The sequence below is a fragment of the Bradyrhizobium sp. cir1 genome, assembly GCF_014198245.1.
Classification (GTDB): domain Bacteria; phylum Pseudomonadota; class Alphaproteobacteria; order Rhizobiales; family Xanthobacteraceae; genus Bradyrhizobium.
In genome coordinates, this window is the sequence record NZ_JACIHE010000004.1 from 281683 (window position 1) to 306394 (window position 24712).

The following is a 24712-nucleotide window of genomic DNA, read 5'->3' on the forward strand; positions in this document are numbered from 1 at the left end:
ATGGACGATACGATTGGCTTCCCCGACCCCGGCCTCGACCTCTCGGACGGCTTCAAGCCGCACACCTCCCACTGGGGCGTGTTCTCGGCGCGTAACGGCGCGGCCGGGCTCGAGGTCAGGGCCTATGCGGGCGATCCCGATCCGAACGGCATCATCGATAATTTCCCCGGCGCGCTCCGCCATCAGGCGCGCATTGCGCAGCCGGCGATCCGCCGCGGCTGGCTCGAGCGTGGTCCGGGCCCGGACGATCGCCGCGGCCGCGACGAATTCGTGTCGGTGAGCTGGGAGAAGGCGCTCGACCTTCTCGGCGACGAACTCTGCCGCATCCGCGACACGCGCGGACCCGGCGCGGTGTTCGGCGGTTCCTATGGCTGGTCGAGCGCGGGCCGCTTCCATCACGCCCAGAGCCAGGTGCATCGCTTCCTCAACATCGCGATGGGCGGCTATGTACGTTCGGTGAACACTTATTCCTCCGGTGCGTCCTCGGTGCTGCTGCCGCAGATCCTGGCGGGCTACGAGGACATCACCAAGCGCAACGTCACCTGGGAGCAGATTGCGACCGAGACCGACATCGTGCTGGCCTTCGGCGGCATGGCGCTGAAGAACTCCATGGTCGCCGGCGGCTCGATCAGCAAACATGTCGAGCGCGGGGCCATGGCGGCGGCGCGCAAGCGCGGCTGCGAGTTCATCCTGGTCAGCCCGCTGCGCGACGATCTGCCGGTCGAGGCCGGTGCCGAATGGATGAGTTGCGTGCCCGGCACCGACACCGCGCTGATGCTCGGCATCGTCCATACGCTGGTCAGCGAGAACCTCCACGACCAGGCCTTCCTTGATCGCTACACCGAGGGGTGGCCGGTCTTCCTGCGCTATCTCACCGGCGAGAGCGACGGGCAGGTCAAGCACGCCGAATGGGCCGCCGCGATCTCGGGCGTTGATGCGAGCACGATCCGCAAGCTGGCGCGCCGCCTCGCCGGAAAGCGCGCGCTGATCACCGTCTCGCACTCGCTCCAGCGCGCCGAACATGGCGAGCAGCCGGTGTGGATGGGCATGGTGCTGGCGGCAGCCCTCGGCCAGATCGGCCTGCCCGGCGGCGGCTATGCCTATTCGCTCGGGGCGATCGGTTATTACGGCCGCCGCGTTAACGACGTGCCGGGGCCGACGCTGGGGCAGGGCCGCAACGGTGTCGCCGATTTCATTCCGGTGGCGCGCATCGCCGACATGCTGCTCAATCCCGGTACCACCTATCGCTACAATGGCGAGACGCGCACCTACCCGGACATCCGCCTCGTCTATTGGGCCGGCGGCAATCCCTTCCACCACCACCAGGACATCAACCGCCTGCGCAAGGCGTTTGCGCAACTCGACACCTTCGTCGTGCACGAGCTCGCCTGGACCGCGACGGCGCGGCACGCCGACATCGTGCTGCCCTCGACGATGACGCTCGAACGCGAGGACATCGGCTATTCCACCAACGATCCTCTCATGGTCGCGATGCACCAGATCGCCGAGCCGTTCGGCCTTGCGCGCGACGACTATGAGATCTTCGCCGATCTCGCCGAGCGTCTCGGTGCGCGTGAACCCTTCACCGAGGGGCGCACGTCGCGCCAGTGGCTGGAATATCTCTATGAGCCGACCCGCGCCTCGCTTGCCAAGCGCGGCCTCGAAGCGCCAAGCTTCGCCGAGTTCTGGGAGCGCGGCAGTCTGGTCGTGCCTCAGCAGCCCGACGATGGCGGCCGGCTGCGCCGCTTCCGCGACGATCCGGTCAATCACGCGCTGCCGACGCCGAGCGGCCGCATCGAGATCTTCTCGGCCAAGATCGCCGCCCATGGCGATGCCGATTGCCCCGGCCATCCGGTCTGGCTGGAGAAGACCGACATGCCCAAGCGAGGGGCACCGTGCTTCCTCGTCGCCAACCAGCCGGTCACGCGCCTGCACAGCCAGCTCGATTTCGGCGGCCATTCGCTGGCCGCAAAGCACCGCGGCCGCGAGGTCGCGCGCATGAATCCGCGCGATGCCGACGCGCGCGGCATCAGGGACGGCGACATCATCCGGCTGTTCAACGACCGCGGTGCGTGCCTTGCCGCCGTCCACGTCACCGACGGCATCGCACCCGGCGTCGTGCAGCTTCCGACCGGCGCCTGGTACGATCCGATGGACCCTGAGGACGACGCCCCGCTCTGCGTTCACGGCAATCCCAACGTACTCACCCGCGACATCGGCACCTCGTCCTTCGCGCAGGGCTGCACGGGGCAGCTGACGACGGTCGAGGTCGAGAAGTTCACCGGCAACCTGCCACCGATCCGGGCGTTCGATCCGGTGTAGGGATTGGTTCGTCCTCCTCCGTCATTGCGAGCGAAGCGAAGCAATCCAGAGTCCCTCCGCGGAAAGATTCTGGATTGCTTCGCTGCGCTCGCAATGACGGTGTGGAAATAGCATCGGTCCCACTTCCGCTCCGCGTGCGAATTCGAAATCGTCGCGCGCATGACGAAAGAACCACCCGTGCAGCGCTGCTAAGGGGTCGTCTCCTCACCGAAGGATCAACGAACATGACCAAAGCAGACCTTCAAAGCCCGACCGATCTCGGCGCCAACGCGAACCGCGACATTCCCGCCGCGCTGCGCGCTTTGCTCGCCGACGTCTTCGCGCTCTATCTGAAGACCAAGAACTTTCACTGGCACATGTCGGGCAGCCATTTTCGTGACTATCATCTGCTGCTGGACGAGCAGGCTGACCAGATCTTTGCGATGACCGACGAGATCGCCGAACGCGCCCGCAAGATCGGTGGCACGACGCTGCGCTCGATCGGCCACATCGCGCGCGAGCAGCGCATCCTCGACAACGATGCGGACTATGTCGATCCCCTGGATATGCTGGCGGAGTTGCGCAGCGACAACCAGCAGCTCACGCGCGAGATGCGGCGCGTGCACGAGCTCTGCGACGAATATGGCGATGTCGCAACCGCAAGCCTGATCGAGAACTGGATCGATGAGGCCGAGCGACGGGTCTGGTTCCTGTACGAGTCGGGCCGCACCGGCGCGCAGGGGTGATTCCCGACGCCAAGAAAAAAAAGGGGGCCGTCCTGTGTGGGAGCAGGGACGGCCCCAACTGGCTCACAGACCCGGGAGGAAGAGGGTGCGAGCCGGCGCAAGTGGCAGGGCGCTTGCGCCAAACGCAGGGAATGACGAGCTACGCGGCCGCGCTGGCGATCCAGTCCCTGTCTGCAGCAGGCCGATGCCGCGGCATCGCTTCGATCTCACAACGCTCGCTCTTGCTGGCGAGGCGCCAACGTGCCGGGGACTGGCCGCTGATGCGCTTGAAGACGGTCGAAAAATGCGCCTGCGTAGAGAAGCCGACGGCAAGCGCGATCTCGGCCAGCGGCCGCCCGGTCGTCGCCAGCAGCGTCTTGGCATGTTCGATCCGGTGATTGAGCAGATATTCGCGCGGACGATAGCCGGTCGCGGCACGGAATTGCGCCGCAAAGTGCATCCGGGAAAGCCCGGCGACGCTGGCGAGTTCGGACAGGCTGATGCTGCGGTCGAAATGCTCGGCGATATGCTGCTCGACGCGTCGCAGCCGCCATTTCGGCAGCGCATTGACCCGCGCGCGTGGCGGCTCCAGCCGCGTCAGATGCATCGCAAGGGTCTGGCCGATACAGCGCACGAATTGACGGTCCGCGGCATCGCCATGCTCGATCAGCGCCTTGGCGAGTTCGGCGGCGAGCGGATCGCGCAGCAGGACAAGATCGCCAAGTTCATCGGTCGCGGGCGATTGCGCCGGGAATTGGTCGGCAGGGATGTGGAAGTGCAGGAAGGCGCAGGGCGCCCGGAATTGTGCATTGAGAGGCTTAGACGGCGCGCTGACATAGAGCGTGCCTGCGGGCATGGTGCCGTCGAAAATGATCTGGCGCTCGCGGGTCAACTTCGCGCGCGTTGTTTTCAGGGCGATGCCGACGAAATAGCGATCCTCCGGAGTCGTCGCGGCATGCGACGAGCTGTTTCTCAAATCCTCCCACCGCGAAATCGAGATATCCTCGATCGCCGCATTCGGGCCGCGCTCGAGCCTGCGCCAGCCAGTCTCTCTGGGAATCGGCTGCGCCGCCTGACGCACCTGGTGATCCCGCGGGCCGGCCTGAACATCAATCCAGGCATGTGCCACCTGCAAGTCGGTAAACATCGCTCGTCCTCTCCGCATCGCGGTCGCTGGCGGCGACCGGCAAACTTTCAAGCCCAAGGCCTTCACTCGACCTTCGAGAAGGCTATCCATGCTCGGAGGATAGGCGTGGGCCCGACAAGAAGCCCGTTAATGGTGATTAGGATGTGTTAGATTTTGTGCGAGCGCACATGGTGTGGCAGCTCGTCGCAGTCGGTCTGACTTCGTCAAGCTTTTCAGTTTCTTGCGCCGTTCGGTGTGGCGCGAGGACGGCGCGGAAGATGACGTGGCACCGATGCATGGGGTTCCGGTGCGTCCCCATCGGCAAGACGCCACGCCGTCGCTTTTCAGCCCTTATGCCCGTCGAGCCGCGCAAGGAAGTCGCGCACGCGCGCGGCGATCTCGTCGGTCGCCTCATCGAGCGCGAAATGACCGGCTTCGAGCATGTGGACTTCGGCATCCGGCACATCGTCGCGATAGGCGGTGGCGCCGGCGACGGTGAAGGAGGGGTCGTATTTGCCCCAGACCACCAGCGTCGGCGGTTTCGTCTTGCGCAGCCAGTCCTGCCACTTCGGATAGGACGCGACATTGGTTCGATAATCCAGGAACAATGTGGTCTGGATCTCCGCCTGGCCCGGACGCGTCAGAAACGCGTATTCGTCGATCCAGGTGTCAGGGTCGTAGCGCTCCGGATGCGGGCTGGAGCCGAGATGCCGCTGGCGCGTCGCCTCCAGGGACGTGAAGTTGGCCTTGAGCGCCTCGAGCTCATGCGCGGGATCGGCCCAGTATTTGCGGCGCGCTTCCCATAGCGGGCTCAGACCTTGCTCATGCGAGACCGCGTTCTGGATGATGATGCCGCGGACACGTTCGGGATGTGCCAGCGCCATGCGGAAGCCGACCGGACCGCCATAGTCCTGCATGAACAGGACGTACTTGGCGAGACCGAGCTTGGTCGTGAGCTCTGCGATTACGCCGGCGATGTTGTCGAACGTGTAGCTGAAGTCGGATGGCGGCGGCGCGCTGCTGTTGCCGAAACCGGGATAGTCCGGCGCGATGAGATGATATTTGTCGGCGAGCAGCGGCAGCAGCGGCTCCCACATCCGCGAGGAGGAGGGAAAGCCGTGCAGCAGCAGCACGGTCGGCGCGTCGGCCCGGCCGGCTTCGCGATAGCAGATCTTGAGGCCCTGGATCTCGATGCTGTGATAGCTGATCGAGCGTCGGCTCGATCGCAGATCGTCTGCCGAGGCCTGCGCGCTCGTTGGCGCGCCGCTGCTGTTACTCGAACACGGCATCAAAAATCTCGACATCCATCAGCACGGGCTTGGCGAGCACGGTTCCGTCAGGCTGCAGCGTCTGCGCACGTCGCAGCGTCGGCACCACGATGCCGCCGAAACTGTCATGGGCCCAGGAGTAGTGAGCGACTTTATTCCCAAACAGATCGTGATCCGTTCGCCGCTGCAGCGCGTTCTCGTCGAAATAGAAGATCTGCTCGGACGCGAGCGTGATCAGGCTCGGGGGGAATTGCGCGCGCAGCCGCCGCCAGATTTCGGCGTTCTCTTGCCACGGCGGCAGCTCCTCCAGCACGACATCGGGATGGGCGAGCAGGAATGGATTGGTCAGACAATTCCAGATCGCGACGCCGCAGAAGAAGACGAGGTGCAGCTCGTCCGCGAGCGCAGCAGAGCCGGCCTCGGGGAACGCCAGGCTCGGATTGGGCCAGGTCCGCAGCACCTCGCCATCGGGGCTTTCGATCGTGATCGCATCCGGTTGAAAGGAGCCCGAGTACTCCCCGCCAGTGATGCCGGTGAAACGGACGGACTGCGTCCGGGTCGAGCCTTCCGCGGTCACATCCTTGAATTCTCTGGCGTGACCGGCGCTTGCGAACAGCGTTCCGCCGACGGACAAATGGAGCGTGAACCGGTTCAAACTGTTCCAGCGGGCCAGACCGCCGCTGGCATCGATTACGTCGTCGAGAAGCGCCATGTCCCGCCATATCCCGTGATGTGCCACCACCATGGCGGCGCGCATGCGGCTTGGCGTGTTAGAAGTTGTTAGGAGTTGCGAGCGCGGATTTGGGCGGTATCCCGTTGAAGACGCTGTTAATTCAGCGCGTCCAGCAGTCCCGTTGCGGCGACCAGATCGCACGTCTGGCGACCCTCCTGGTAGCGCGCGACGAGCGGGGCGAGCAGGTCGCGTGCGTCGCGGGCCTTTCCGGCCTGGTGCCAGATGCGGCCGAGGCTGATCGCTCCGCGAAGCTCCCAGCCGAGAGCGGATTGCCGGCGCGACAGGTCGAGTGATTTCTGCAACCAGCTCTCGGCTTCCGCGGCGTTGCCCGAGCGGGCCAGGATGTCGCCCTTGACCCTGAGCATCTCCGGCATGTCGAAGGATTCGCCGTGATCGGGAATCTGGGCGATGGCCTCATTGATGGTGCGTAAGGCCTCGCCGGTCTGGTTCTGCGCTGCGAGACCCTCCGCGAGCGCCGTCGCAAACACCGTCGTCATGATCCGGTGCCGCGTCGCATAGAGCGTGGCCTGGCTGCGGCGCAGATGCTCGATGCCGCCGGCAAGGTCGCCGCGGCGCAGCAGCAGTTCGCCCTTCTGGCCGATCCCGACGGCGTGATAGGGACCGAGGAAGTGCCGCGCCGAATGATCGATCAGCCGCTCGATCAGAATTTCGGCATTGGCCCAGTCGCCGACCCAGAGGAACACATAGATGGTCCAGATCAGGGAAATGCCGAGCGTGAGCGGCTGTTCGAGCAGCTCGGCTTCGCGCACCGTGTATCTGGCTGCCTCGATGGCGCGATCGGGCCGGCCGGTGAGCCAGAGCCCGCGCGCCAGCGCCACCAGCGCGACGATGCGGTCGTCATAGCCGAGATGCCCGATATTTTGCCGTTGCGAGCCGGGATTGTGCACCATCGCGCTCTCGCAGAACTGCACGGCCTTGTCCTGGTTGCCGATCAGATGATGCGCGACGCCGAGCATCCATTCCACGTTCAGCGCGGCGGCGGGATCGTTCAGCTTGCGCGCAACACTCTCGCCATCGACGCCGGTGCCGAGCGCGCCGTGAAAATCTCCGACCCTGGTCAGGTAGATGTGCAGGCCGCGCAGCAGCCAGAGCTGCCAGTGCAAATCCTCGAGCTCGCGGGCAAGCTGGAGGCTGCGCGTGAACGCGGAGTGGACCGCCTCCGTATTGCCTTGCGTGAACATCACGGAGACGCCGAGCGCGGCCTGCAGCGTCATCTCCTGGCGAGCGTCCAATGCGCCGGTATCGGAAGCGGCCAGCGCCTGCTGCGTCCAGCGAAAACACTCCGTCAGCAAGGTCAGCTCGAGGAAGAACTGGGCGGCCGAGGCTGCGAGATCGATGCCAACCGCCCGGTCGCCACTGTCCGAAAAGCTCCAGGTCAGCGCGGCCCGGACATTGGGTAAATGGTCAGCATAGGGCAGGAAACCACCCGCCGTCTGCAGCCCAGAGGATTTGAGCGCGATGTCGCGCAGGAGATCGCGGAAATATTCGGCGTGTGCACGCGCGACGCGCTGCGCTTCCCCGTTCGCGACGAGCTTGTCGCCGACGAAGGTGCGGGTGGTATCGAGCAGACGATAGCGCAGCCGCCGCTCCGCTGGCGAGGTTGCGATCAGTGATTTGGAGAGCAGGTTCGAGATCGCCTCGACCGCCTCGGATTCGCCGATGCTCTGGCACGCGGCGACGGCCAGCGCGGCTTCCAGCGTGAACGGTCCGACGAACACCGACAATCCGCGCAGCGTCGCGCTTTCGGCTTCCGGCAGCAAATCATAGCTCCAGGCGAGCGCGGCGCTTAAGGTCTGATGCCGCGGAATCGCGGTGCGCCGTCCCCGCCACAGCAGCGAGAAGCGGCTGTCGAGCAGCGAGGCGGTCCCGGCGATGCCATAGGCGTTGACGCGTCCGGCCGCGAGCTCGATCGCGAGCGCGATGCCGTCCAGCCGCCGGCAGATTTCGGCGACGAGCGGCGCGTCCTCCTCGCTGAGCTCGAAATCGCCGAGGCTCTCGGCAATGCGTTCCACGAAGAGCTGGCTTGCAGGATAGGCGAGGATGTCGGCAATGCCGAGTCCATCGCGCTCCGGCGGGCTCTCCAGCGGAAACAGTCGATGCACGCGCTCGCCTTCGATGCGAAATGATTCGCGGCTGGTGGCGAGAACGTGCAGCTCGCTTGCCTCCTGGACGAGGCGCTCGGCCACGGGGGCAAGCTCGTCGAGGATGTGCTCGCAGCTGTCGAACACCAGCAGCGTGCGCCGGCTGCGCAGGAAAGTCAGCAGGCCCGGCATCGGGTCGTCGGAATTGACGGTCAGGCCCAGTGCGGCCGCGATCGTTCCGGGGACGAGGCGGGCATCCGTGAGCGCGCCGAAATCGACGAAGCACACCTGGCCGTCGAACGCCTCCAGCTCGCGATGCGCGACGGCGAGTGCGACCGAGGTCTTGCCGATCCCGCCAGGGCCGACGATGGTGATGAAACGATGCCGGACGAGCTCGGCGGAAATCTTCTCGATGGCGTCGTCCCGCCCGATCATCCGGGCAAGCGGTGACGGCAGCGCGTGGGGCGAAGCGACAGGGCTGGTCCGGCCGTCCGAAGCAGCAGGGCGAAGCAGCGGGGCAGTTAAGCAATAGCCGCGTCCGGGAACGTTGACGACGTAGCGCGAGCCTTCGCCGGCCTCGCCCAGGACCTTGTCATTCAGGACCTTGCGCAGCGTCGTGATGTGGAAGCGCAGGCTGCCTTCGTCGACGTTCACGTCGGACCACACCTGCTTGATCAACTCCCGCTTGTCCACGACCTCGCCGGCGCGTTCGGCAAGAAAAATCAGGATGTCGAGGGCGCGGCCGCCGAGATGAAGCGGGACGCCGTCCTTCTCCAGCAGGCGCGACTTTGCAAGCAGCCGGAATGGTCCGAAGGAGATTGCCGAATCCTGGTCGTTAGTGTCCGGCACGAGCCAATGGTTCCAGTGAAAAGGCTGCAATCTGCAATTTTGGTCTAGCAGAACGACATTGTGAGTAAACTGGTCGAAAGTGGCGAAATGGCGTGGCGATCGCCGCAGCCTCCGGGGAATAACCGTGGCAAATTTTGCTTAAACGCGAGCGGCTTATGACGCGGCCCGCGACAATTCGTCAGTGTGCTTGACCGTCGTGGCGACAGTCTCCGCTACCGGATTGTGACGCCGCCGATCATAACAGAATCTTGCAACGTCTAACGAGCAAAACGAGCGCGACGCATCCAGTATAGCCTCCGAGTTTGGTCCTATTGCAACGTGGAGGCTGTCATGTCCGCCTTCGGCTCGATGCCGAACGGCAGTGCCGTTCGATCACAATTTGCCGCAAGCCTCGACGATCAGTCGCGTGATTGGGAGCTCGTGCTGCGGGAATCCCACCACCGCATGAAGAATACGCTGACGCTGCTGGGTGCGTCAGTCCGCCGCGACTTCACGCGGACCGGCACCAGAGACGTCTCGCTGGCGGTAGATCGGTTCGAGCGGCGCATCGTTGCCTTCGGCAGGCTCTATCAGCTCTTGTCCGACAACGACGATCCGTCCGCGATCTCCGTCGCGCCTTTCTTCGAAAATCTGTGCGGGGCGCTCTCCGAGGCGGTGCTTGAGCCGGCGGGCATCCGCTGCGAAGCCGCAGTCGAAGGCGGCGTGCTGCCGGCTTCGCAATGTCATCGGCTCGCGCTGATGCTGACGGAGTTGGTCACGAATGCGGCAAAGCACGCCTTTCCGAACAAGAACGGCGCCCTGATCCGCATCGAGGTCGCGCGCCGCGACGGCGCCTGGGTCTGCACGGTGGCCGACAACGGCATTGGTGCGACCGGTCCGCTCCAGGGCACCGGCAGCCGCATCCTCGAAGGGCTCGCCCGCAGCATTCATGCTCGGCTGCATGGCGAAGCCGGGCAGGGCGGCACGCGGGTGAGCATCGTGATGCCAGCCGCCGCGTGAAGAATTCATCAACTCACACACCAGGGGAGTTCGACATGGCCACACTCGAAATCGACCGCGACGCCGCGGCTAAGCCTTCGAAATTGCATCACGTTGATCTGAAGCTCGAAGTCGTCGTCATCCCGGTGTCCGATGTCGACCGCGCCAAGGCCTTCTACGCGCGCCTCGGCTGGCGACTGGACGCCGATTTCGCCTCGGACGACGAGTGGCGCGTGATCCAGTTCACGCCGCCGGGCTCGGCCTGCTCGGTGATCTTCGGCAGGAACGTCACCGCGGCCGCGCCTGGCTCCGCGCGAGGTCTGTACCTGATCGTCTCTGATCTCGAGGCTGCGCGGAAAGATCTGCTCGACCGCGGCATTGCCGTCAGCGAACCCTTCCACGGTGCCGACGATGTTCACGCGGGTCCCGATGAGCCATATCTGTTCGGCAGTCTTCGGGTCACCGGCGCTGACCCGAAGCGCGGCAGCTACAGCTCATTCGCCGCGTTCAGCGATCCCGACGGCAATGGCTGGCTGTTCCAGGAGGTCACGACACGATTGCCCGGACGCATCGATGCAGACGACACGACGTTCGCATCGCATACTGATCTCGCCGCGGCGCTGCGCCGCGCCTCGGTGGCGCATGGCGAGCACGAGAAGCGTACCGGCGGTCACGACGAGAACTGGGCGGACTGGTACGCCGACTACATCGTACGTGAGCAGGCAGGCCAGCCGCTGCCTACCTGAAGCAACGGCATTCTCATTCGATAAGGAAGCCATCGCCGGGACCAAGCACTCGTCGATGTCGTAAGCCGGCTCGGCTTCCACGTGGGGCAGATCGGGAGTTAGAGCGTTTTCGAGTGAAGTGGATACCGGTTCGCGTAAAGAAAACGCGTCAAAACAAGAATCAAGCCCCGTTCCGACTTCGTCGGAACGGGGCTTAACGGAACCGTTGCGGCGCTCGACCGGTTGGGAGCACGGCAGGCGATCAGGCCGATGTCGCCTTCGGCCGGTACGGAGCGCCGCTGTCAACAACAAACAAGGAGAACTGAAATGATCCGCAAGGCAACAGCAGTCTGGAAGGGCACTGGTCGCGATGGCGCGGGCCATCTGTCGAGCGAATCCGGCGTGCTTGCCGCCACGCCTTATTCGTTCAAGACCCGCTTCGAGAACGAGAAGGGCACCAATCCCGAAGAGTTGATCGCCGCGGCCCATGCCGGCTGTTTCACCATGGCGCTGGCCTTCGGCCTGCAGATGGCGGGTTTCACGCCGGACGAGCTTTCGACCGAGGCGGCCGTCACGCTCGAACCGGAAGGCAAGGGATTCAAGATCAGCAAATCGGCGCTGACCTTGCGCGCGAAAGTGCCGAACCTGGACGAAGCAGGTTTCGCCAAGATCGCCGGCGAAGCCGAGAAGAACTGCCCGGTGTCGAAGGTGCTCAACGCCGCGATCACGCTCGACGCCAAACTGGGCTAGAGGCGCGTTTTCAATTGGGTCCATCCGGTTCTAGGAACCGGGTGGACACGCGTGCAAATGCGTGGCTTTCGGCCGGGCGTCCGAGGGCCTATGATGCGGCAGATGCAGAACGGACGGAGCGATCAATTGGGAGCGGACAGATGACGACTGAGCGTGCAGTTTTGGCCGGGGGATGTTTCTGGGGCATGCAGGATCTCATCCGCAAGCAGCCGGGCGTGATCTCGACGCGTGTCGGCTACACCGGTGGCCATGTGAAGAACGCCACCTACCGCAATCATGAAGGCCACGCCGAAGCCATCGAGATCATCTTCAATCCCGCGAAGACGAACTTCCGGACCATGCTGGAGTTCTTCTTCCAGATCCACGACCCGACCACGCTCAACCGTCAGGGCAATGATCTCGGCACGAGCTATCGTTCCGCTATCTTCTACACCAGCGACGAGCAGAAGCGGGTTGCCGAAGACACCATCGCCGACGTCGAGGCGTCGGGGCTCTGGCCCGGCAAGGTGGTGACTGAGGTCGCGCCCGCAGGCGAGTTCTGGGAGGCTGAACCGGAGCATCAGGATTATCTCGAGCGCTATCCGGACGGCTACACCTGCCACTTCATCCGGCCGGACTGGAAGCTGCCGCGCCGCGCGGCGGCGGTGGGAGGCTAGAGCATGATCCGGACCCAAAGGGCCGCGTAGCGCAAAGTGCGAAGCGGTTTTCCGGAAAGATCATGCGCAAACAACGACCCAAAGCGCGATGACGATTCCTCCCAATCTCATCGCGCTTTAACGCGCATCAGCGCGCGGTCAGCTCCGTAGTTGCGCGATCAACTCGCGTGCCGAGCGTATGTCGGCGATGTCGGCACCTTCGGTGAATGACCCCGAGACGTTCCTGAGAACGGCCAGAGCCTCTGCGCTCTGGCCGGCCTCGCCCATCAGCTGCGCGAGGCTGGTCGCGCAGCGCAGCTCCCAGAAGCGTGCGCCCTGCCGGATGGCCATGCCCATGGCGTCGCGAAAGTGCGCTTCGGCGCCCTCTGAGTTCCGCGCGCTCCTGAGCATCAACTCTCCTTTGATGCGGATCAGCTCCGGCAGATACCACAGCTCCTGCCGGTCATTACAGCGGGTCAGGGCGTCCTCGATGACGTCGAGGCCGGGGTCGATCTGGTCGGCCGCCAGAAAGCCTGCGGCGAGCTCACCGAGCAAGGGAAGGAAGCGCGGCAGGAAGCGCGCATCGCCGGCGCGGTTGAGCTCCTCGCGCAGCAGCGGCAGGCCGGTCGCAACGTCGCCACGCCTGGCGATGACCGCCGCGTTGAAGGCGCGCGCCCACAGGCCCCACAGCCGGATCGCGTGCCGCTCGGTATGCTCGAGCAGCTCGTTACCGTGGCGTTCCGCAGCGTCGAAATCACCGGCCCAGAAGGCGATCGGGCAGGCGGCCTGCCCCAGCACGCTGCAGAAGGTCAGGGCGTGGCCGTTGGCACGGCCTTCCTCGATGTTTCTGGCGGCGAGCGCCTGGGCCTGGTCGGCGAGACCCTGCAGCCACAGGATGCGGGCGCGGAAATATTGCGTCGAGATCCTGAGGTCGAGCGGGAAGATCTTCGGTTTGTCCGCCAGCACGTGCAGCGATGCATGCACCCGGTCGATGCGCAGGCGCGCGTCGTTCTGCTCGCCGAGATAGTGCAGCGCGACGGCCGTCAGCCGGTCGCCCAGCATCACGTCGGTCCTGTCGGGAGAGTTCGCCGCCGCGTTCGCGAAACGATCGGCGAAGGTACGGGCCTTGCCGAACTGTCCGTTGTTGAACTGGTCGATGCACAGGCCCCACAGCGCGCGCAGCCGGAAATCCTTGTCGTCGAGCCTGTCGGCGAGCTCGAGCGTTGTCTCCAGGATCGGGCGCGCCTCGCGCGCACGGCCCTCGCCGTACATCAGCGACCAGCCGAGTGCCGCCAAGAGCTGCATGCGGATGCGGTCGTCGCCGCTGTCGCCGAGCGCCGCCAGTGCCGTCCTGCATCGTTCTCGGCATTCGGCGAAGAGAGAAAGCCGCACCCACAGCGTGACGGCGGCCGCCGTCAGCGCGATTCCCAGCTCGGCGTCGCCGTCGGGCGCGAAAGCCCAGTCGAGCGCTGCGCGCACATTGTCCAGCTCCGCGCCATAGATGCCGATCCATTCGGGCTGCGGCGTCGATGTGTCGGCCTCGGCGTGCGCGAAGAGTTCGCGAAAATGCTCAGCATGGCGGCGTGCGAACTGCCTGGTTTCGCCGAGCGCGCTGAGCTTTCCCTGCGCGTAGGCCCGCGTTGTATCGAGCAGGCGGTAGCGCAGCGTCCGCGAGCCGGATGGCGAGATCAGCGACTTGGTGACCAGGCTGTCGATGGCCTCCAACGTTTCCGATGCGCTGAGGCCGTCACCGGATGCAACCGCGGCAGCCGCCTCCGGGGCGAAAGGCCCGGCGAACACCGAGAGCCGGCGCAGCGTCGCGCTCTCGGCCGCAGGCAGCAGGTCGTAGCTCCAGTCCAGCGCGGCGGCGAGGGTCTGGTGCCGCGGCACGGCCGTGCGCCGGCCGCGCCATTGCAGCGAGAAGCGGCTGTCGAGCAGCGATGCGGTGCCGGCGATGCCGTAGGCATTGACGCGCCCCGCCGCAAGCTCGATCGCCAGCGCAATGCCGTCGAGCCGCCGGCAAATGCTTGCGACAAGCGGCGCTTCGTCCGCACTGAGCTGGAACGGGCCGGAGCTCTGCGCGATGCGCTCGACGAAGAGCTGGGCGGCGGGATAGGCGAGGACCTCGTCGACATCGAGCCCCTCGCGCTCGGGCGGACAATCGAGCGGGAACAGCCGGAAGATGCGCTCGCCTTCGCTCCGGAACGATTCGCGGGTGGTTGCGAGAACGCGAAGCTGCGGCGCCTCGCGAACGATGTGCTCGACCAGCGGAGCCAGATTGTCCAGCACATGTTCGCAACTGTCGAGGATCAGCAGCGCCGGGCCGACCTTGAGAAACGTCAGCAGGGCCGGCGTCGGATTCTCGGCGCTGATGGTCAGGCCGAGCGCGGAGGCAATGGTGGTTGCGACATGGCTGGCATCCCGGAGCGGGCCGAAGTCGACGAAGAAGACACGCCCGGGAAAATCCTGGGAGCGGCGATGCCCGACAGCGATGGCGACGGCCGTCTTGCCGATACCGCCCGGGCCAACCAGGCTCATGAAGTGATGGAGCGAGAGTCCGTTCGATATCTTTTCGACGATCTCATCCCGTCCGACCATTTTCGAGAGCGGCGCGGGCAGGGCGCGGGGCGGCAGGATGTCGATGGTCGGCTGCGCGGCGGGCGAGGCGAGCGAGGCGACGAAGCAATAGCCGCGGCCGGGCACGTTGACGACGTAGCGCGCCGACTTGCCGGTATCGCCCAGCGCTTTGCGCAGCGCTGCGACATGAAAGCGCAGGCTGCCCTCGTCGACATTGACGTTGGCCCAGATGCGCTTGACCAGCTCTCTCTTGTCGACGACTTCACCGGGCCGCTCGGCCAGGAAAATGAGGATGTCGAGCGCGCGGCCGCCGACATGAAGCGGCGCGCCCTCCTTCTCCAGGAGCCGGGACTTCGGAAACAGTCGAAATGGCCCAAATGAAATGGCCGGGTCTTCGCTACGATCTGGCACGCGCCATTACCCCCGGGACGGGAGTCAAAAGGTATCTATTTGTGGTCTATCAGAACGAACCGTACAGTAAACTGGCCGAAAGCAGAGGGCCGGGCCGGCAGCCCTGCGCGCACCGCGTGGGTCGGTCGCCTTCCGAAATATTGTTTTAAAAATAGCGGCTTAGGGCACATGACATGGCGGTGACGCCGCCGCATAGTCCGGACGGAGCATTGACCTCGGTCGCCGATTGCTGCGATGGGATTGTTCGGGAACCGGTCCCGCCTCGACAGTGACAATCGACTTTCCGGATTCCAATATGCCCTCCTTCTCGCGGCGACAGATCGTCCATGCATTGTCGGGCGCAGCTGCGCTTTTGGCACTTCCGTGCGGCGGACACGCCGCCGACTATCCCTCCCGTCCCATTCGACTGGTGATTCCCTACGGGGCTGGCGGATCGGGCGATCAGATCGGGCGTCCCTGGGCGGAGAAGATGTCGTCGCTGCTTGGACCTGTCTTCATCGAAAACATCACCGGTGCGGGCGGCGCGATCGGGACAGCGGCGGTCGCGCGCGAGAAGCCCGACGGCTACTCGCTGCTGCTCGGAAACGACAGCACGCAGGCGGCCATTCCGCTGCTAGCGCAAAATCCGTCCTATGCGATGGACGATTTCCGCGCCATCTGCCGCCTCATCACCAGCGCGCTTGTTTTCGTCGTCCATCCGTCGGTGCCCGTCACAAATCTGCGTGAGCTGGTTGCCTACGCGAAAGCCAATCCGGGAAAGCTGTCCTACGGTACACCCGGTATTGGCAGCGGAAATCATCTCGTCGGCGAAGCCTTCAAGCTGCAGGCGGGTGGGCTGGACATCGTCCATGTCCCGTATCGGGGCATCGCGCAGGCCAGCAACGACCTCCTGGCCGGCCAGATCCCCCTCATCATTGCCGTGATGTCGGTGCAATTGCAGCAATGGAGCGAGGCCGGCAAGATCCGGATGATCGCGGTCGCCACCGAAAAGCGGCTGAGCGTGGCCCCCGATATCCCGACCGCCATCGAATCCGGCATGTCGGGCCTCCGCTATGACGGCTGGTTCGGCCTGTTCGCGCCCCGGCAGACCGACGATGCGATCATCGACCGGATCGCGCAGGCGACGCGCATGGCCATGGCCGACAAGGCGATGCAGGCCAATTATCGCGCCGAGGGCATGGAGCCAGACAGCGACTCGAATCCGGCCGAATTCCAGCGCCTCGTCGAGGCGACTTCCGCGAGCCTGGCGCGCATGATCAAATCGATCGGGCTGGAGAGGTTTTGAGACTAGAGCATGATCCGGACCCGGAGGGCCGCGTTAGCGCAAAGTGTGAAGCGGTTTTCCGAAAGGATCATGCTCAAACAACAACCTAAAGCGCGATGACGATTCATCCCAATCTCATCGCGCTTTAGTCACGCCGCGGGGCGCGTGACGATGCTCGCCGACAGTGTGACCAGACCCATCAGTGCGGCCAGCAGCCCGAACGCCATCGGCAATCCGCCAAGGTGGGCGACGAAGCCGACGCCGGCAGGACCGATCAGAATGCCGCCATAGCCCGCAGTCGTGATCGCGGCGACGGCGAGGCCGGTGGGCATCACCGTTTGCCATGCTGCGCGGCGGAACAGCACTGGCACGAGGTTCGACGCGCCGAGGCCGATCAGCAGGAAGCCGGCCATCGCAACCGCCGCAATGGGAGCCGTGAGCAGCACCACGAAGCCTCCGATTGCAATGAGGCTTCCCCAGACCAGCGTGGTGCGGTCTCCGATGCGCGCGACGACGGCATCGCCGCCGAGCCGCCCCATCGTCATCGCGATCGAGAACACGATGTAGCCGGTCCCGCCTTGCGCCTCCGAGACGAGGCCTGCGCCGATCACGAGCAGCGCGCCCCAGTCCAGCATCGCGCCTTCGACGAGGAAGGTGATGGCGCCGAGCAGCGCGAGTAGCAGCACCGATCCGTGAGGCAGCACGAACAGCGGCCCGTCCAGCACCTGGACGGAGCGAAGCAGCCGCGGCGACGTCACCATCATCGCGATCAGCATCAGGACCGAGCAGATCAGCGTGCAGGCGAGCGCGCCGGGCCGCAAGGAGAGCAGCGCGGTCATCAGCGCCGATCCCGCAAAACCGCCGATGCTGAACAGCGCGTGGAAGCCGGACATCAGCGGAATTTTCGCCGCGCGCTCGACCTCCACCGCGTGGATGTTCATGGCGACGTCGATCGAGCCGAGCGCGGCGCCGAATGCGAGCAGCGCCAATGCCAGCGTCGCCGGCGTGCTTGCGATCGCCAGCAGCGGCAGCACCAGCGCGAGACCGAGCCCGCCGGCAATGATGATCGGCCTGCTGCCGTAGCGCGCGCTCATGATCCCGGTCAGCAACATCGCGACAACCGACCCGATGCCGAGGCTGAGCAGGAGCAGCCCGAGCACGCCGTCGTCGACGTCGAGCCGCGTCTTCGCGAACGGCACCAGCGGCGCCCAGCACGCGATGCCGAAGCCCGCGACAAGGAAGGCAAGCCGCGTCGCAAGGCGTGTCGCCGGCCGGTCGGCGGAAGACATTGGAACTCCGGGGAGCAGGATGAAGGAGGGTGAGGCCGACAAGCCCGACGATTGCCGCGACTTTATGTCCGCGAAGCGCTCGAATTGTCGCGGCCACGCAGACGTTGCGGGCTATCCCGGCACCGGTTGGCCCGCCTCACGGACCTGCGCAACCCTGTTTCGCGTGCCCGTCAACCTCTTCCTGCGAAAATATTCCACTTTACCGAAATTCGGATTTGTCGTATGTGTCGCACATCCCGGCTCATCCTTGAGGGGCGATCATGAGGTCGTCATTTTCGCGAGCCGGGCTTGCGGTGGACGCGGCAGCGTCGGGCGCGATGGCCAAGGGCGGGGCGGATTGCTCTCCGTGAGCCCTGGGGCTTCGCGCGGACGAACGGCGCTGTCAGGTTCGTCTCGTCTGTAAGTTTCCGGCTCCGTCGACGGGGCTGGGAAAACTGCGGCGAAATGGCGGACCGCGCGTACGGCAAAACCGTGTGGTCCTGGCCGTCGTTGCTACGGTCAAGCTCTTGCGGAGGCGGCCCTCGCGTCAACCGGCGCGGTGCTGGTGAATTCCGTGAGAGTGAGGGAGGCCAGAACGAATTCGGCTCCCGGGAGAGCGCGGCATAAGCCGTCCGACCACTGCGCAGGGAAGGCCGAGTGATTGGCTACACCTGTATGCTGCTGTGCGGTCTCCTTTGCGCTACCTTCGCGCAGCGGACCGCGGGTGCCAGCCGGCACCCGGCCTTCCCTGCGCCCTCTTGGCTATGAGGGTGGAGCGACGAAGCAAAGCTCGGGCGAATTGCGCCGCGAGGATGCGAAGGCGTGTCTGCGACACACACTCACTGTCATCGCCCGCGAAGGCGAGCGATCCAGTATTCCAGAGGCCCGCGTTGAAAAGCTCGCGCTCCCCACATCCGCCGCGGCGTACTGGATTCCCCGCCTGCCGCCTACGCTAAAGCTTCGGCGCCCCTGGACCTCAACCCCGGCGAAGCCTTGGCGTAGCCGGGTCGCGGGGAATGACAGCGGTGTGTGGAGGGCCCGCCGATACCTCATACTCCGTCATTGCGAGGAGCCCTTGCGACGAAGCAATCCAGAGTCGGTCCGCGGAGGGATTCTGGATTGCTTCGCTGCGCTCGCAATGACGAGGTGGAAGCGGCGAACTCCCTTCCAACACCGTCACCCTGCGGTGCGCGCTCTGCGGCGCGTCGCGCCGCGGAGCAAGCCTCGAAGGGCGACGGCCCGGCTTGATGCAGGCGATGCGGCGGCACCAAATACTGGGGCGCCTCCAGGAGTTCAGGTTCGGAGGCGGCACCTCGTTCTAGCGCTTCGCGCCATCCGTCGTGCATTCGTGAAAAAGCGTGACGAGCTTCGCGTGTGCGCGTGTGGACAGACCTTGGCGCATGCCCGATAATGCGTCGCGGAAATTGCGGGACGCTGTGGTCCGCACTTGGACTGCCACAGAAGGACTGACCGATGACACAGGCAGGCGCCTACGGACAGAGGCTCGGGCAATTCCTGCGCTTGAAGAACGCGCCGCCCGCGCTGGTGGCGCGCTCGCTGCACAGCGCCGAGCTCGCCGTCACCGAGACGCGGAATGACCGCCCGGTGCCTGGTCTGTCCGGGTCGCTGGCGGCTGAAGATGCCTTTCTCGTCAGCCTGAAGCTTCACGATTATCCAGACTGCGAGCTCTGGGAGCGCGGCAAATCCATCATGAAGGCGGACGTCCGCGCCGGCACGACCTATCTCTATGACCTCAAGCGCGATCCGCGCTACGTGATCGACAAGCCGTTCCACTCGCTGTTCTTCTATATTCCACGCTCGGCGCTCGACGGCATCGCCCGGCAGTGCAATGCGCCACGGGTCGACGAGCTCGACTGCCAGGTCGGTGTTGGCCATGACGATGCAGTCGTCCGCCACATCGGCGCATCGCTGCAGGAGGGCCTGCGTCGGCCGGACGAGGCCAACCAGCTCTTCGTCGATCATATGATGCTCGCGCTGACCGCCCATGTCGCCCAGACCTATGGCGGACTTCAGCGCACGGCCGGACTTGCGCGCGGGGGACTCGCTCCATGGCAGGCGAAGCGCGCCTGCGATCGGCTCGAATCCGATCTCAGCGGCAAGCTTTCGCTCGAGAGGATCGCGGCCGAGCTCGACCTGTCGGTCAGCCATTTCTCGCGCGCATTTCGAATCTCCGTCGGCATGCCGCCGCACCAATGGCTGCTGCATCAGCGCGTCAAGGCGGCCAAGCAGTTGATGGGCGTCCGCGACCTGCCGCTGTCGGAGATCGCGATCTCGGCGGGGTTTGCCAACCAGAGCCACTTCACGCGCGTGTTCTCCTCGATCGCCGGCGTCAGCCCCGCAGCGTGGCGCCGCGAGACGCTCGGCGCCTCGATCGGCGAGGTGTGACGCGCTCAGCGCCGTTTCGCAAGCGAGATGGCGTAGGCGGCGCGCCGCGCCGCAAAGATCTCGTCCGGCGGATGACCGATGCCCTCGGCGAGATTCGCCGGATTGAAGATGGAGGCGTCGCAGGCGAGGTCCGGCTCGAAGCCCGTGATCACGATCGTGCCGAGCCGCACCTCCTCGCGACGATCCTCATCCGGCCAGCGCATCGTCACGTCCATGGTGGGATCACCCGGGCGGTCCAGCAGCGCCATCACGTTGAAGCGGACATGGCCCGTAGCGATCCGCGCACCCAGATCGTCGCGCAGGAAATCGGCCGGCTTCATCTTGGCTTCATCCTGGCTCAGCGTGATCTCGCCGCGGGCCGGGACCACCTTGAACTTGATGAAGCGCGTCTCATTCTCCGCGTTGGTCGCGGGAAAAGAATGCACGCCCCAATAGGTCGTGCCGGCAAGGCTTCCGGGCAGCGGACGCGCGGCGATGTAGTTCGCCTGATTGAGCGTCTCAGGATTGGCCGCCGAGAATGCCTCGACCTTGGCCATATCTGGCTTGCCGTCCGGCCCCGGCATGCGCGCCTCGAGGAAGGCCAGCATCTGGTCGAGCGTTCGCGCACAATGCACCGGCGCGCTCTCCACGAGAATGTCCGAGCGGTGATCGTCGTTGCCGAGCTTGAAGCTGAAGCCGCGCAGCACCAGATTGTTGGTGTCGGCCACGTCTGGGTTACCGCCGCCGATCGAAAAGCGCGCCAGCACGCGCGATGGTTTCGTAAAGCTCCGCGATCGCGTGACTTCTCCCGCGCGGTCCGACGGCGTGTAGGTGCCGCGCACGCACCAGCCCTTGGCAAAGCTGGCGCGGACCTTCGGCGGGTTGCCGGCGATGGCTTTCAGGGCTTCGACGGTCGATGCGGGCGTTGCGGCGGGGACGTCGGACATGTGAGCCTTCTCGCGTCGGGCGGGCAGGCTAGGTGTTGTGCGATCCAGCGTCTTGCCCAAAGCGGTCAGGATTTGCCCAATCCTGCTCAAGATCGGGGGAGCGTTACGATCGACGCCCGGCCAATCAGGGAATGGCGGGCTGTGTCTCGAGCAGCGGCATCCAGCCGGCCTCGTTGCGCTGGAAGAGCGGGCAGCCGTAGACGGCGCGAACCGCAAGGGACGGAGAAAGCGCCGCGGTCGACGCCTGCCAACGATTGGTCTGCTTCATCGCGACGACCATGCCGGCAATGTCGACGCCGATCTTCTGCAGCAGGCGCGCAGCAGCGATCGCCGTCGTGCCAGTCGAGATCGCATCGTCGATGAGCACCACTCGGCGTCCCTCGAGCAGCGGCAGCAGGTTCGGATCCAGCCGCAGCCTCTTGCCGGCCTTGGGGCTGGTGATTGAAGTGACGGGCTCGGACAGCGCGTCGTCGTACCAGAACTTGCGCGAATAGCCGAGCGGGACATAGCGCGGCTGTCCCAGCCGTTCGGCGACCAGCGACGCAAAGGCAAGACCGAGGGTCGGCAGTCCCACGATGATCTCGGCGTCGAATGCGCGCGCCTGTGTCGCCATGTGGTCTGCAAGCGCCGCGACCACGAGGTGCGAGGCCTGGTTGGCGATGAGCGAGGCGACGGCATGATCGCCATCGGGTAGTCGGCGCAACGGCAGGACGAGGATGCGGCCGCAGGGCAGCGTGACAGGATAGCCGAAGCGATAGGGGGCCGTTGCCGAGAAGCGCGCGGGAATGTCCGGCGTCAATTCCTGCCAATAGCCGGTTGTCGCCTCGGTATAAGCTTCGCCCGCGGTCATGATGCCAGCATCGGCCGCCTAGCCGCTGAGGATGCGCCGGCAGGCATCGACGAAGACCTGCGCGCCGGTGATGATATCGGCATCGGCTGTGTTTTCGGTCCAGTGATGGCTGATGCCGCCGATCGACGGCACGAACAGCATGCCGGCCGGCATGACGGTCGCGAGCATCTGCGCATCGTGGCCGGCGCCGCTGGGCATGCGGATGGATCGCCCGCCGGCGACGGCCTTGCTCGCAGCCTCGATTGCGTCCTGGAAGCCCGCATTCATCATCGCGGGTGCGCCGGTGCGCAGCTTGGTCACGCCGACGGTGCAGGGTCCCTTCGCATTTACCTCATCCGCCATCGTGCGCAGCAGCTGCTCCAGCCTCGCGATGACGGCTGGATTGTCGTCGCGGATCTGGAACAGCATTTCGGCACCGCCCGGAATGATGCTCGGCGCACCGGGATCGAGCGTGATGCGGCCGGTGGTCCAGACCGTGCGCGGTCCGCAGGCGGCGGGGAAACGCTCGTCGATCGCGACGCAGAATTTCGCCAGCGCGAGGCCGGCATCCTTGCGCACGGCCATGCGCGTGGTGCCGGCGTGGTTCTGCTCGCCGGTGAAGTTGATGCGGTACTGCCAGATGCCGACGATGGATGTCACGACACCGACCGCGAGATGACTACTCTCGAGCGTGTCGCCCTGCTCGATATGCGCCTCCAGATACCCGACGTGCCGGCCCGGCTCGACCGCGATGCGCGCGCGCCCCGAGAGCCCCATGCCGGCGAGCGCATCGCGCATGGGGCGCCCGTCGGTGCGGTCGCGCGCAGCGTCGATTTCAGCTTCAGTCACTTGCCCGACATAGGAGCGCGAGCCGAGGAAGCTGCCAAAATGTCCTTCCTCGTCGCACCAGGCCGCGACTTCGACCGCGCCTTTCACGGAGGGATCGGCATTGAGCACGCGCGCAGCTTCGAGCGCATAGACGACGCCGAGCGGGCCATCGAGCCAGCCGGCATAGTTCTGGCTCTCCAGATGCGAGCCAGTCAGCAGCTTCGGCCCGGGCTTCGTGCTGGTGCCAAAGACATTGCCGATGCCGTCAATCGTCGCGGAGAGCCCTGCATCGGGCAGCCTCTGAACCAGCCAGTCCAGCGATTGCCTGTGCGGCTCGGAAAAGGTCGGCTTGTGCACGCCGGTCTTGTAGGCGCCGATGGCGCGCAGTGCATTGAGGTCGGCAAGGACGCGAGTCCCGTCGGCGCGGGGCTGAGTGTCAGGCATGTTCGGCAACCTTCAACGCCTCGGTACGGATCTCCTCGACCAGCCGCTCCTTGAGCTGGACGAATTCGGGCGTGGTCTTGATCTTGTACGAGCGTGGATGCGGCAGGTCCACGGCAATCTCGGCCTTGATGCGGCCGGGGCGTGCGCTCATGACGATGACGCGGCTGCCGAGGAAGATCGCCTCCTCGATGTCGTGGGTCACGAACAGCACGGTCTTCTGGTCGCGCTCCCAGATTCCGAGCAGCATTTCCTGCATCAGGGCGCGGGTCTGGTTGTCCAGCGCGCCGAAGGGCTCGTCGAGCAGCAGGATTTTTGGATCATTGGCGAGCGCGCGCGCAATCGCCGTGCGCTGCTGCATGCCGCCGGAGAGTTGCTTCGGCCAATGGTTCTCGAAGCCGGACAATCCGACCTGACGGATGAAGGCATCCGCGATCTTGTTTCGCTCCGCCTCGGACACGCCGCGCTCGCGCAAGCCGAAGGCGATATTCTCGCGCACGGTCAGCCAGGGAAACAGCGTGTAGGACTGGAATACCATGCCGCGATCGGCGCCCGGGCCGGTCACCTCGCGCCCGTCGAGCGTGACGCGTCCGCTGGTCGGACGGTCGAGGCCGGCGACGATGCGCAGCAGGGTGGACTTGCCGCAGCCGGACGGGCCGAGGATGGTGACGAAGTCGTTGTTGCCGATGGTGAGGTCCGTCGGCTCCAGCGCTCTGGTCGGCGCGTTGCCGTGGCGTGCGGGGAATGTGCGCGAGACCTGTTCGATCTTGAGAATGGTCATGCGAGCTTCCACGGAAACAGCCAGGCGTTGAACGCCTTGAACAGGAAGTCGGAGATAAGGCCGATCAGTCCGATCACGATGATGCCGAAGATGATCTGGCCGGTGTTGAGCAGCGCCTGGCTGTCGGTGATCATGTGGCCGATGCCGGAGGATGAGCCGATCAGCTCGGCGACGATGACGTAGGTCCAGGCCCAGCCCAGCACCAGCCGCAGGATTTCTGCAATCTCGGGGGCGGAGGAGGGCAGCAGCACACGGCGGATGATGCCGCGGTCCCTGGCGCCCAGCGTATAGGCCGCCTCGACCAGGTCCCGCCGTGTGGCGCCGACAGTCACCGCGACCATCAGGATGACCTGGAACACCGAGCCGATGAAGATGACGAGCAGCTTCTGCAGCTCGCCGATGCCGGCCCACAGGATCAGAAGCGGAATGAAGGCCGACGCGGGCAGATAGCGCGCAAAGGAGACGAACGGTTCGAGGAACGCCTCGACCGGCTTGTAGGCGCCCATCAGAACGCCGAACGGCACGGCGATGATCGCCGCGAGCGCAAAGCCGCCGACGACACGCCAGATCGTCATGCCGATGTCGAGCAGGAAGCCCTGCTTGGCGAGCAGGTCATAACCTTCCTGCACCATGGTCAGCGGGTTGGCGAGAAAGGTCTTAGACACATGGCCGCCGAAGGTCGCCCAGGACCAGAGGGCAACGAAAAGCACGAAGAACGCGAGGCCATAGGCCACGCGCTGCCTCGAAGTCACGGGATCCAGGGGACGCATCAACTATCTATCCAGGTGG

General features: G+C 65.3%; 19 protein-coding genes. 8 read left to right on the plus strand and 11 right to left on the minus strand.

The genetic code is table 11. The features are described from left to right. Together GGD63_RS12130 and GGD63_RS12135 are read left to right on the plus strand one after the other, a co-directional pair. On the plus strand, positions 1-2322 hold the full coding sequence (locus GGD63_RS12130; RefSeq protein WP_183242105.1) for a molybdopterin guanine dinucleotide-containing S/N-oxide reductase: 2322 nt from the start codon (positions 1-3) through the stop codon (positions 2320-2322). A 224-nt stretch (positions 2323-2546) separates the two neighbouring features. Continuing rightward, positions 2547-3047: a Dps family protein gene (locus tag GGD63_RS12135; RefSeq protein ID WP_183242107.1), complete on the plus strand. Its 501-nt coding sequence runs from the start codon at positions 2547-2549 to the stop codon at positions 3045-3047. 139 nt (positions 3048-3186) lie between these two features. Here the strand turns inward: GGD63_RS12135 and GGD63_RS12140 are convergent, their stop codons facing one another. The 4 genes from GGD63_RS12140 to GGD63_RS12155 form a co-directional block, all read right to left on the minus strand. After that, a complete protein-coding gene (locus GGD63_RS12140; protein WP_183242108.1) occupies positions 3187-4173 on the minus strand; it encodes a helix-turn-helix domain-containing protein in 987 nt (328 codons plus the stop codon). 323 nt (positions 4174-4496) lie between these two features. After that, positions 4497-5441 carry an alpha/beta fold hydrolase gene (locus GGD63_RS12145; RefSeq protein ID WP_183242110.1) on the minus strand — a complete coding sequence of 315 codons (945 nt, stop codon included), beginning with the start codon at positions 5439-5441 and terminating at the stop codon, positions 4497-4499. Further along, positions 5425-6132 carry a hypothetical protein gene (locus tag GGD63_RS12150; RefSeq protein ID WP_183242112.1) on the minus strand — a complete coding sequence of 236 codons (708 nt, stop codon included), beginning with the start codon at positions 6130-6132 and terminating at the stop codon, positions 5425-5427. Before GGD63_RS12150 ends, GGD63_RS12145 begins: the two co-directional genes overlap by 17 nt. Positions 6133-6248: 116 nt before the next feature. Further along, positions 6249-9104 carry a winged helix-turn-helix domain-containing protein gene (locus tag GGD63_RS12155; RefSeq protein WP_183242115.1) on the minus strand — a complete coding sequence of 952 codons (2856 nt, stop codon included), beginning with the start codon at positions 9102-9104 and terminating at the stop codon, positions 6249-6251. A 330-nt stretch (positions 9105-9434) separates the two neighbouring features. Here GGD63_RS12155 and GGD63_RS12160 point away from each other — a divergent pair, with 330 nt between their 5' ends. From GGD63_RS12160 to msrA, 4 genes are all read left to right on the plus strand, one after another. Further along, positions 9435-10103 carry a sensor histidine kinase gene (locus GGD63_RS12160; protein ID WP_183242117.1) on the plus strand — a complete coding sequence of 223 codons (669 nt, stop codon included), beginning with the start codon at positions 9435-9437 and terminating at the stop codon, positions 10101-10103. Between the two features lie 35 nt (positions 10104-10138). Next, positions 10139-10828 (plus strand): VOC family protein, encoded by a 690-nt coding sequence (locus GGD63_RS12165; RefSeq protein WP_183242119.1) that lies wholly within the window; start codon positions 10139-10141, stop codon positions 10826-10828. A gap of 306 nt (positions 10829-11134) precedes the next feature. Continuing rightward, the gene (locus tag GGD63_RS12170) at positions 11135-11557 is read left to right on the plus strand and encodes an OsmC family protein (protein WP_183242121.1); all 423 of its coding nucleotides are present in this window, start codon (positions 11135-11137) and stop codon (positions 11555-11557) included. A 140-nt stretch (positions 11558-11697) separates the two neighbouring features. Next, the gene (gene msrA, locus GGD63_RS12175) at positions 11698-12213 is read left to right on the plus strand and encodes a peptide-methionine (S)-S-oxide reductase MsrA (protein ID WP_183242124.1); all 516 of its coding nucleotides are present in this window, start codon (positions 11698-11700) and stop codon (positions 12211-12213) included. Positions 12214-12351: 138 nt separating this feature from the next. Here the strand turns inward: msrA and GGD63_RS12180 are convergent, their stop codons facing one another. Further along, positions 12352-15180 (minus strand): winged helix-turn-helix domain-containing protein, encoded by a 2829-nt coding sequence (locus GGD63_RS12180; protein WP_183242126.1) that lies wholly within the window; start codon positions 15178-15180, stop codon positions 12352-12354. A gap of 295 nt (positions 15181-15475) precedes the next feature. Between GGD63_RS12180 and GGD63_RS12185 the strand changes: the two genes are divergently transcribed. After that, the gene (locus tag GGD63_RS12185) at positions 15476-16465 is read left to right on the plus strand and encodes a tripartite tricarboxylate transporter substrate binding protein (RefSeq protein ID WP_183242128.1); all 990 of its coding nucleotides are present in this window, start codon (positions 15476-15478) and stop codon (positions 16463-16465) included. Positions 16466-16593: 128 nt separating this feature from the next. On the opposite strand, the gene GGD63_RS12190 is transcribed toward GGD63_RS12185, so the two are convergent. Further along, positions 16594-17733 carry an MFS transporter gene (locus GGD63_RS12190; RefSeq protein ID WP_183242130.1) on the minus strand — a complete coding sequence of 380 codons (1140 nt, stop codon included), beginning with the start codon at positions 17731-17733 and terminating at the stop codon, positions 16594-16596. Between the two features lie 1452 nt (positions 17734-19185). On the opposite strand from GGD63_RS12190, the gene GGD63_RS12195 reads away from it, so the two are divergent. Then, positions 19186-20118 (plus strand): AraC family transcriptional regulator, encoded by a 933-nt coding sequence (locus GGD63_RS12195; RefSeq protein ID WP_183242132.1) that lies wholly within the window; start codon positions 19186-19188, stop codon positions 20116-20118. A 5-nt stretch (positions 20119-20123) separates the two neighbouring features. Here GGD63_RS12195 and GGD63_RS12200 read toward each other — a convergent pair whose 3' ends face one another. The 5 genes from GGD63_RS12200 to GGD63_RS12220 form a co-directional block, all read right to left on the minus strand. Further along, positions 20124-21044 carry a catalase family peroxidase gene (locus tag GGD63_RS12200; RefSeq protein ID WP_183242134.1) on the minus strand — a complete coding sequence of 307 codons (921 nt, stop codon included), beginning with the start codon at positions 21042-21044 and terminating at the stop codon, positions 20124-20126. A 124-nt stretch (positions 21045-21168) separates the two neighbouring features. Continuing rightward, positions 21169-21894 carry a phosphoribosyltransferase gene (locus GGD63_RS12205; protein ID WP_183242136.1) on the minus strand — a complete coding sequence of 242 codons (726 nt, stop codon included), beginning with the start codon at positions 21892-21894 and terminating at the stop codon, positions 21169-21171. Between the two features lie 18 nt (positions 21895-21912). After that, a complete protein-coding gene (locus tag GGD63_RS12210) occupies positions 21913-23145 on the minus strand; it encodes a Zn-dependent hydrolase (RefSeq protein ID WP_183242138.1) in 1233 nt (410 codons plus the stop codon). After that, entirely contained in the window at positions 23138-23923 is a 786-nt protein-coding gene (locus GGD63_RS12215; protein WP_183242140.1) for an ABC transporter ATP-binding protein, read from the minus strand. The genes GGD63_RS12210 and GGD63_RS12215 overlap by 8 nt, the downstream gene beginning before the upstream one ends. Continuing rightward, on the minus strand, positions 23920-24693 hold the full coding sequence (locus GGD63_RS12220) for an ABC transporter permease (protein WP_183242346.1): 774 nt from the start codon (positions 24691-24693) through the stop codon (positions 23920-23922). Before GGD63_RS12220 ends, GGD63_RS12215 begins: the two co-directional genes overlap by 4 nt. Positions 24694-24712: the final 19 nt, after the last annotated feature.

Coding starts and splice junctions, on each gene's coding strand:
- GGD63_RS12205 (WP_183242136.1), bottom strand. CDS start 21,894: ATGACCGCGGGCGAAGCTTATACCGAGGCGACAACCGGCTATTGGCAG.
- GGD63_RS12140 (WP_183242108.1), bottom strand. CDS start 4,173: ATGTTTACCGACTTGCAGGTGGCACATGCCTGGATTGATGTTCAGGCC.
- msrA (WP_183242124.1), top strand. CDS start 11,698: ATGACGACTGAGCGTGCAGTTTTGGCCGGGGGATGTTTCTGGGGCATG.
- GGD63_RS12220 (WP_183242346.1), bottom strand. CDS start 24,693: ATGCGTCCCCTGGATCCCGTGACTTCGAGGCAGCGCGTGGCCTATGGC.
- GGD63_RS12145 (WP_183242110.1), bottom strand. CDS start 5,441: ATGCCGTGTTCGAGTAACAGCAGCGGCGCGCCAACGAGCGCGCAGGCC.
- GGD63_RS12195 (WP_183242132.1), top strand. CDS start 19,186: ATGACACAGGCAGGCGCCTACGGACAGAGGCTCGGGCAATTCCTGCGC.
- GGD63_RS12200 (WP_183242134.1), bottom strand. CDS start 21,044: ATGTCCGACGTCCCCGCCGCAACGCCCGCATCGACCGTCGAAGCCCTG.
- GGD63_RS12130 (WP_183242105.1), top strand. CDS start 1: ATGGACGATACGATTGGCTTCCCCGACCCCGGCCTCGACCTCTCGGAC.
- GGD63_RS12210 (WP_183242138.1), bottom strand. CDS start 23,145: ATGCCTGACACTCAGCCCCGCGCCGACGGGACTCGCGTCCTTGCCGAC.
- GGD63_RS12185 (WP_183242128.1), top strand. CDS start 15,476: ATGCCCTCCTTCTCGCGGCGACAGATCGTCCATGCATTGTCGGGCGCA.
- GGD63_RS12160 (WP_183242117.1), top strand. CDS start 9,435: ATGTCCGCCTTCGGCTCGATGCCGAACGGCAGTGCCGTTCGATCACAA.
- GGD63_RS12165 (WP_183242119.1), top strand. CDS start 10,139: ATGGCCACACTCGAAATCGACCGCGACGCCGCGGCTAAGCCTTCGAAA.
- GGD63_RS12190 (WP_183242130.1), bottom strand. CDS start 17,733: ATGTCTTCCGCCGACCGGCCGGCGACACGCCTTGCGACGCGGCTTGCC.
- GGD63_RS12150 (WP_183242112.1), bottom strand. CDS start 6,132: ATGGCGCTTCTCGACGACGTAATCGATGCCAGCGGCGGTCTGGCCCGC.
- GGD63_RS12170 (WP_183242121.1), top strand. CDS start 11,135: ATGATCCGCAAGGCAACAGCAGTCTGGAAGGGCACTGGTCGCGATGGC.
- GGD63_RS12215 (WP_183242140.1), bottom strand. CDS start 23,923: ATGACCATTCTCAAGATCGAACAGGTCTCGCGCACATTCCCCGCACGC.
- GGD63_RS12135 (WP_183242107.1), top strand. CDS start 2,547: ATGACCAAAGCAGACCTTCAAAGCCCGACCGATCTCGGCGCCAACGCG.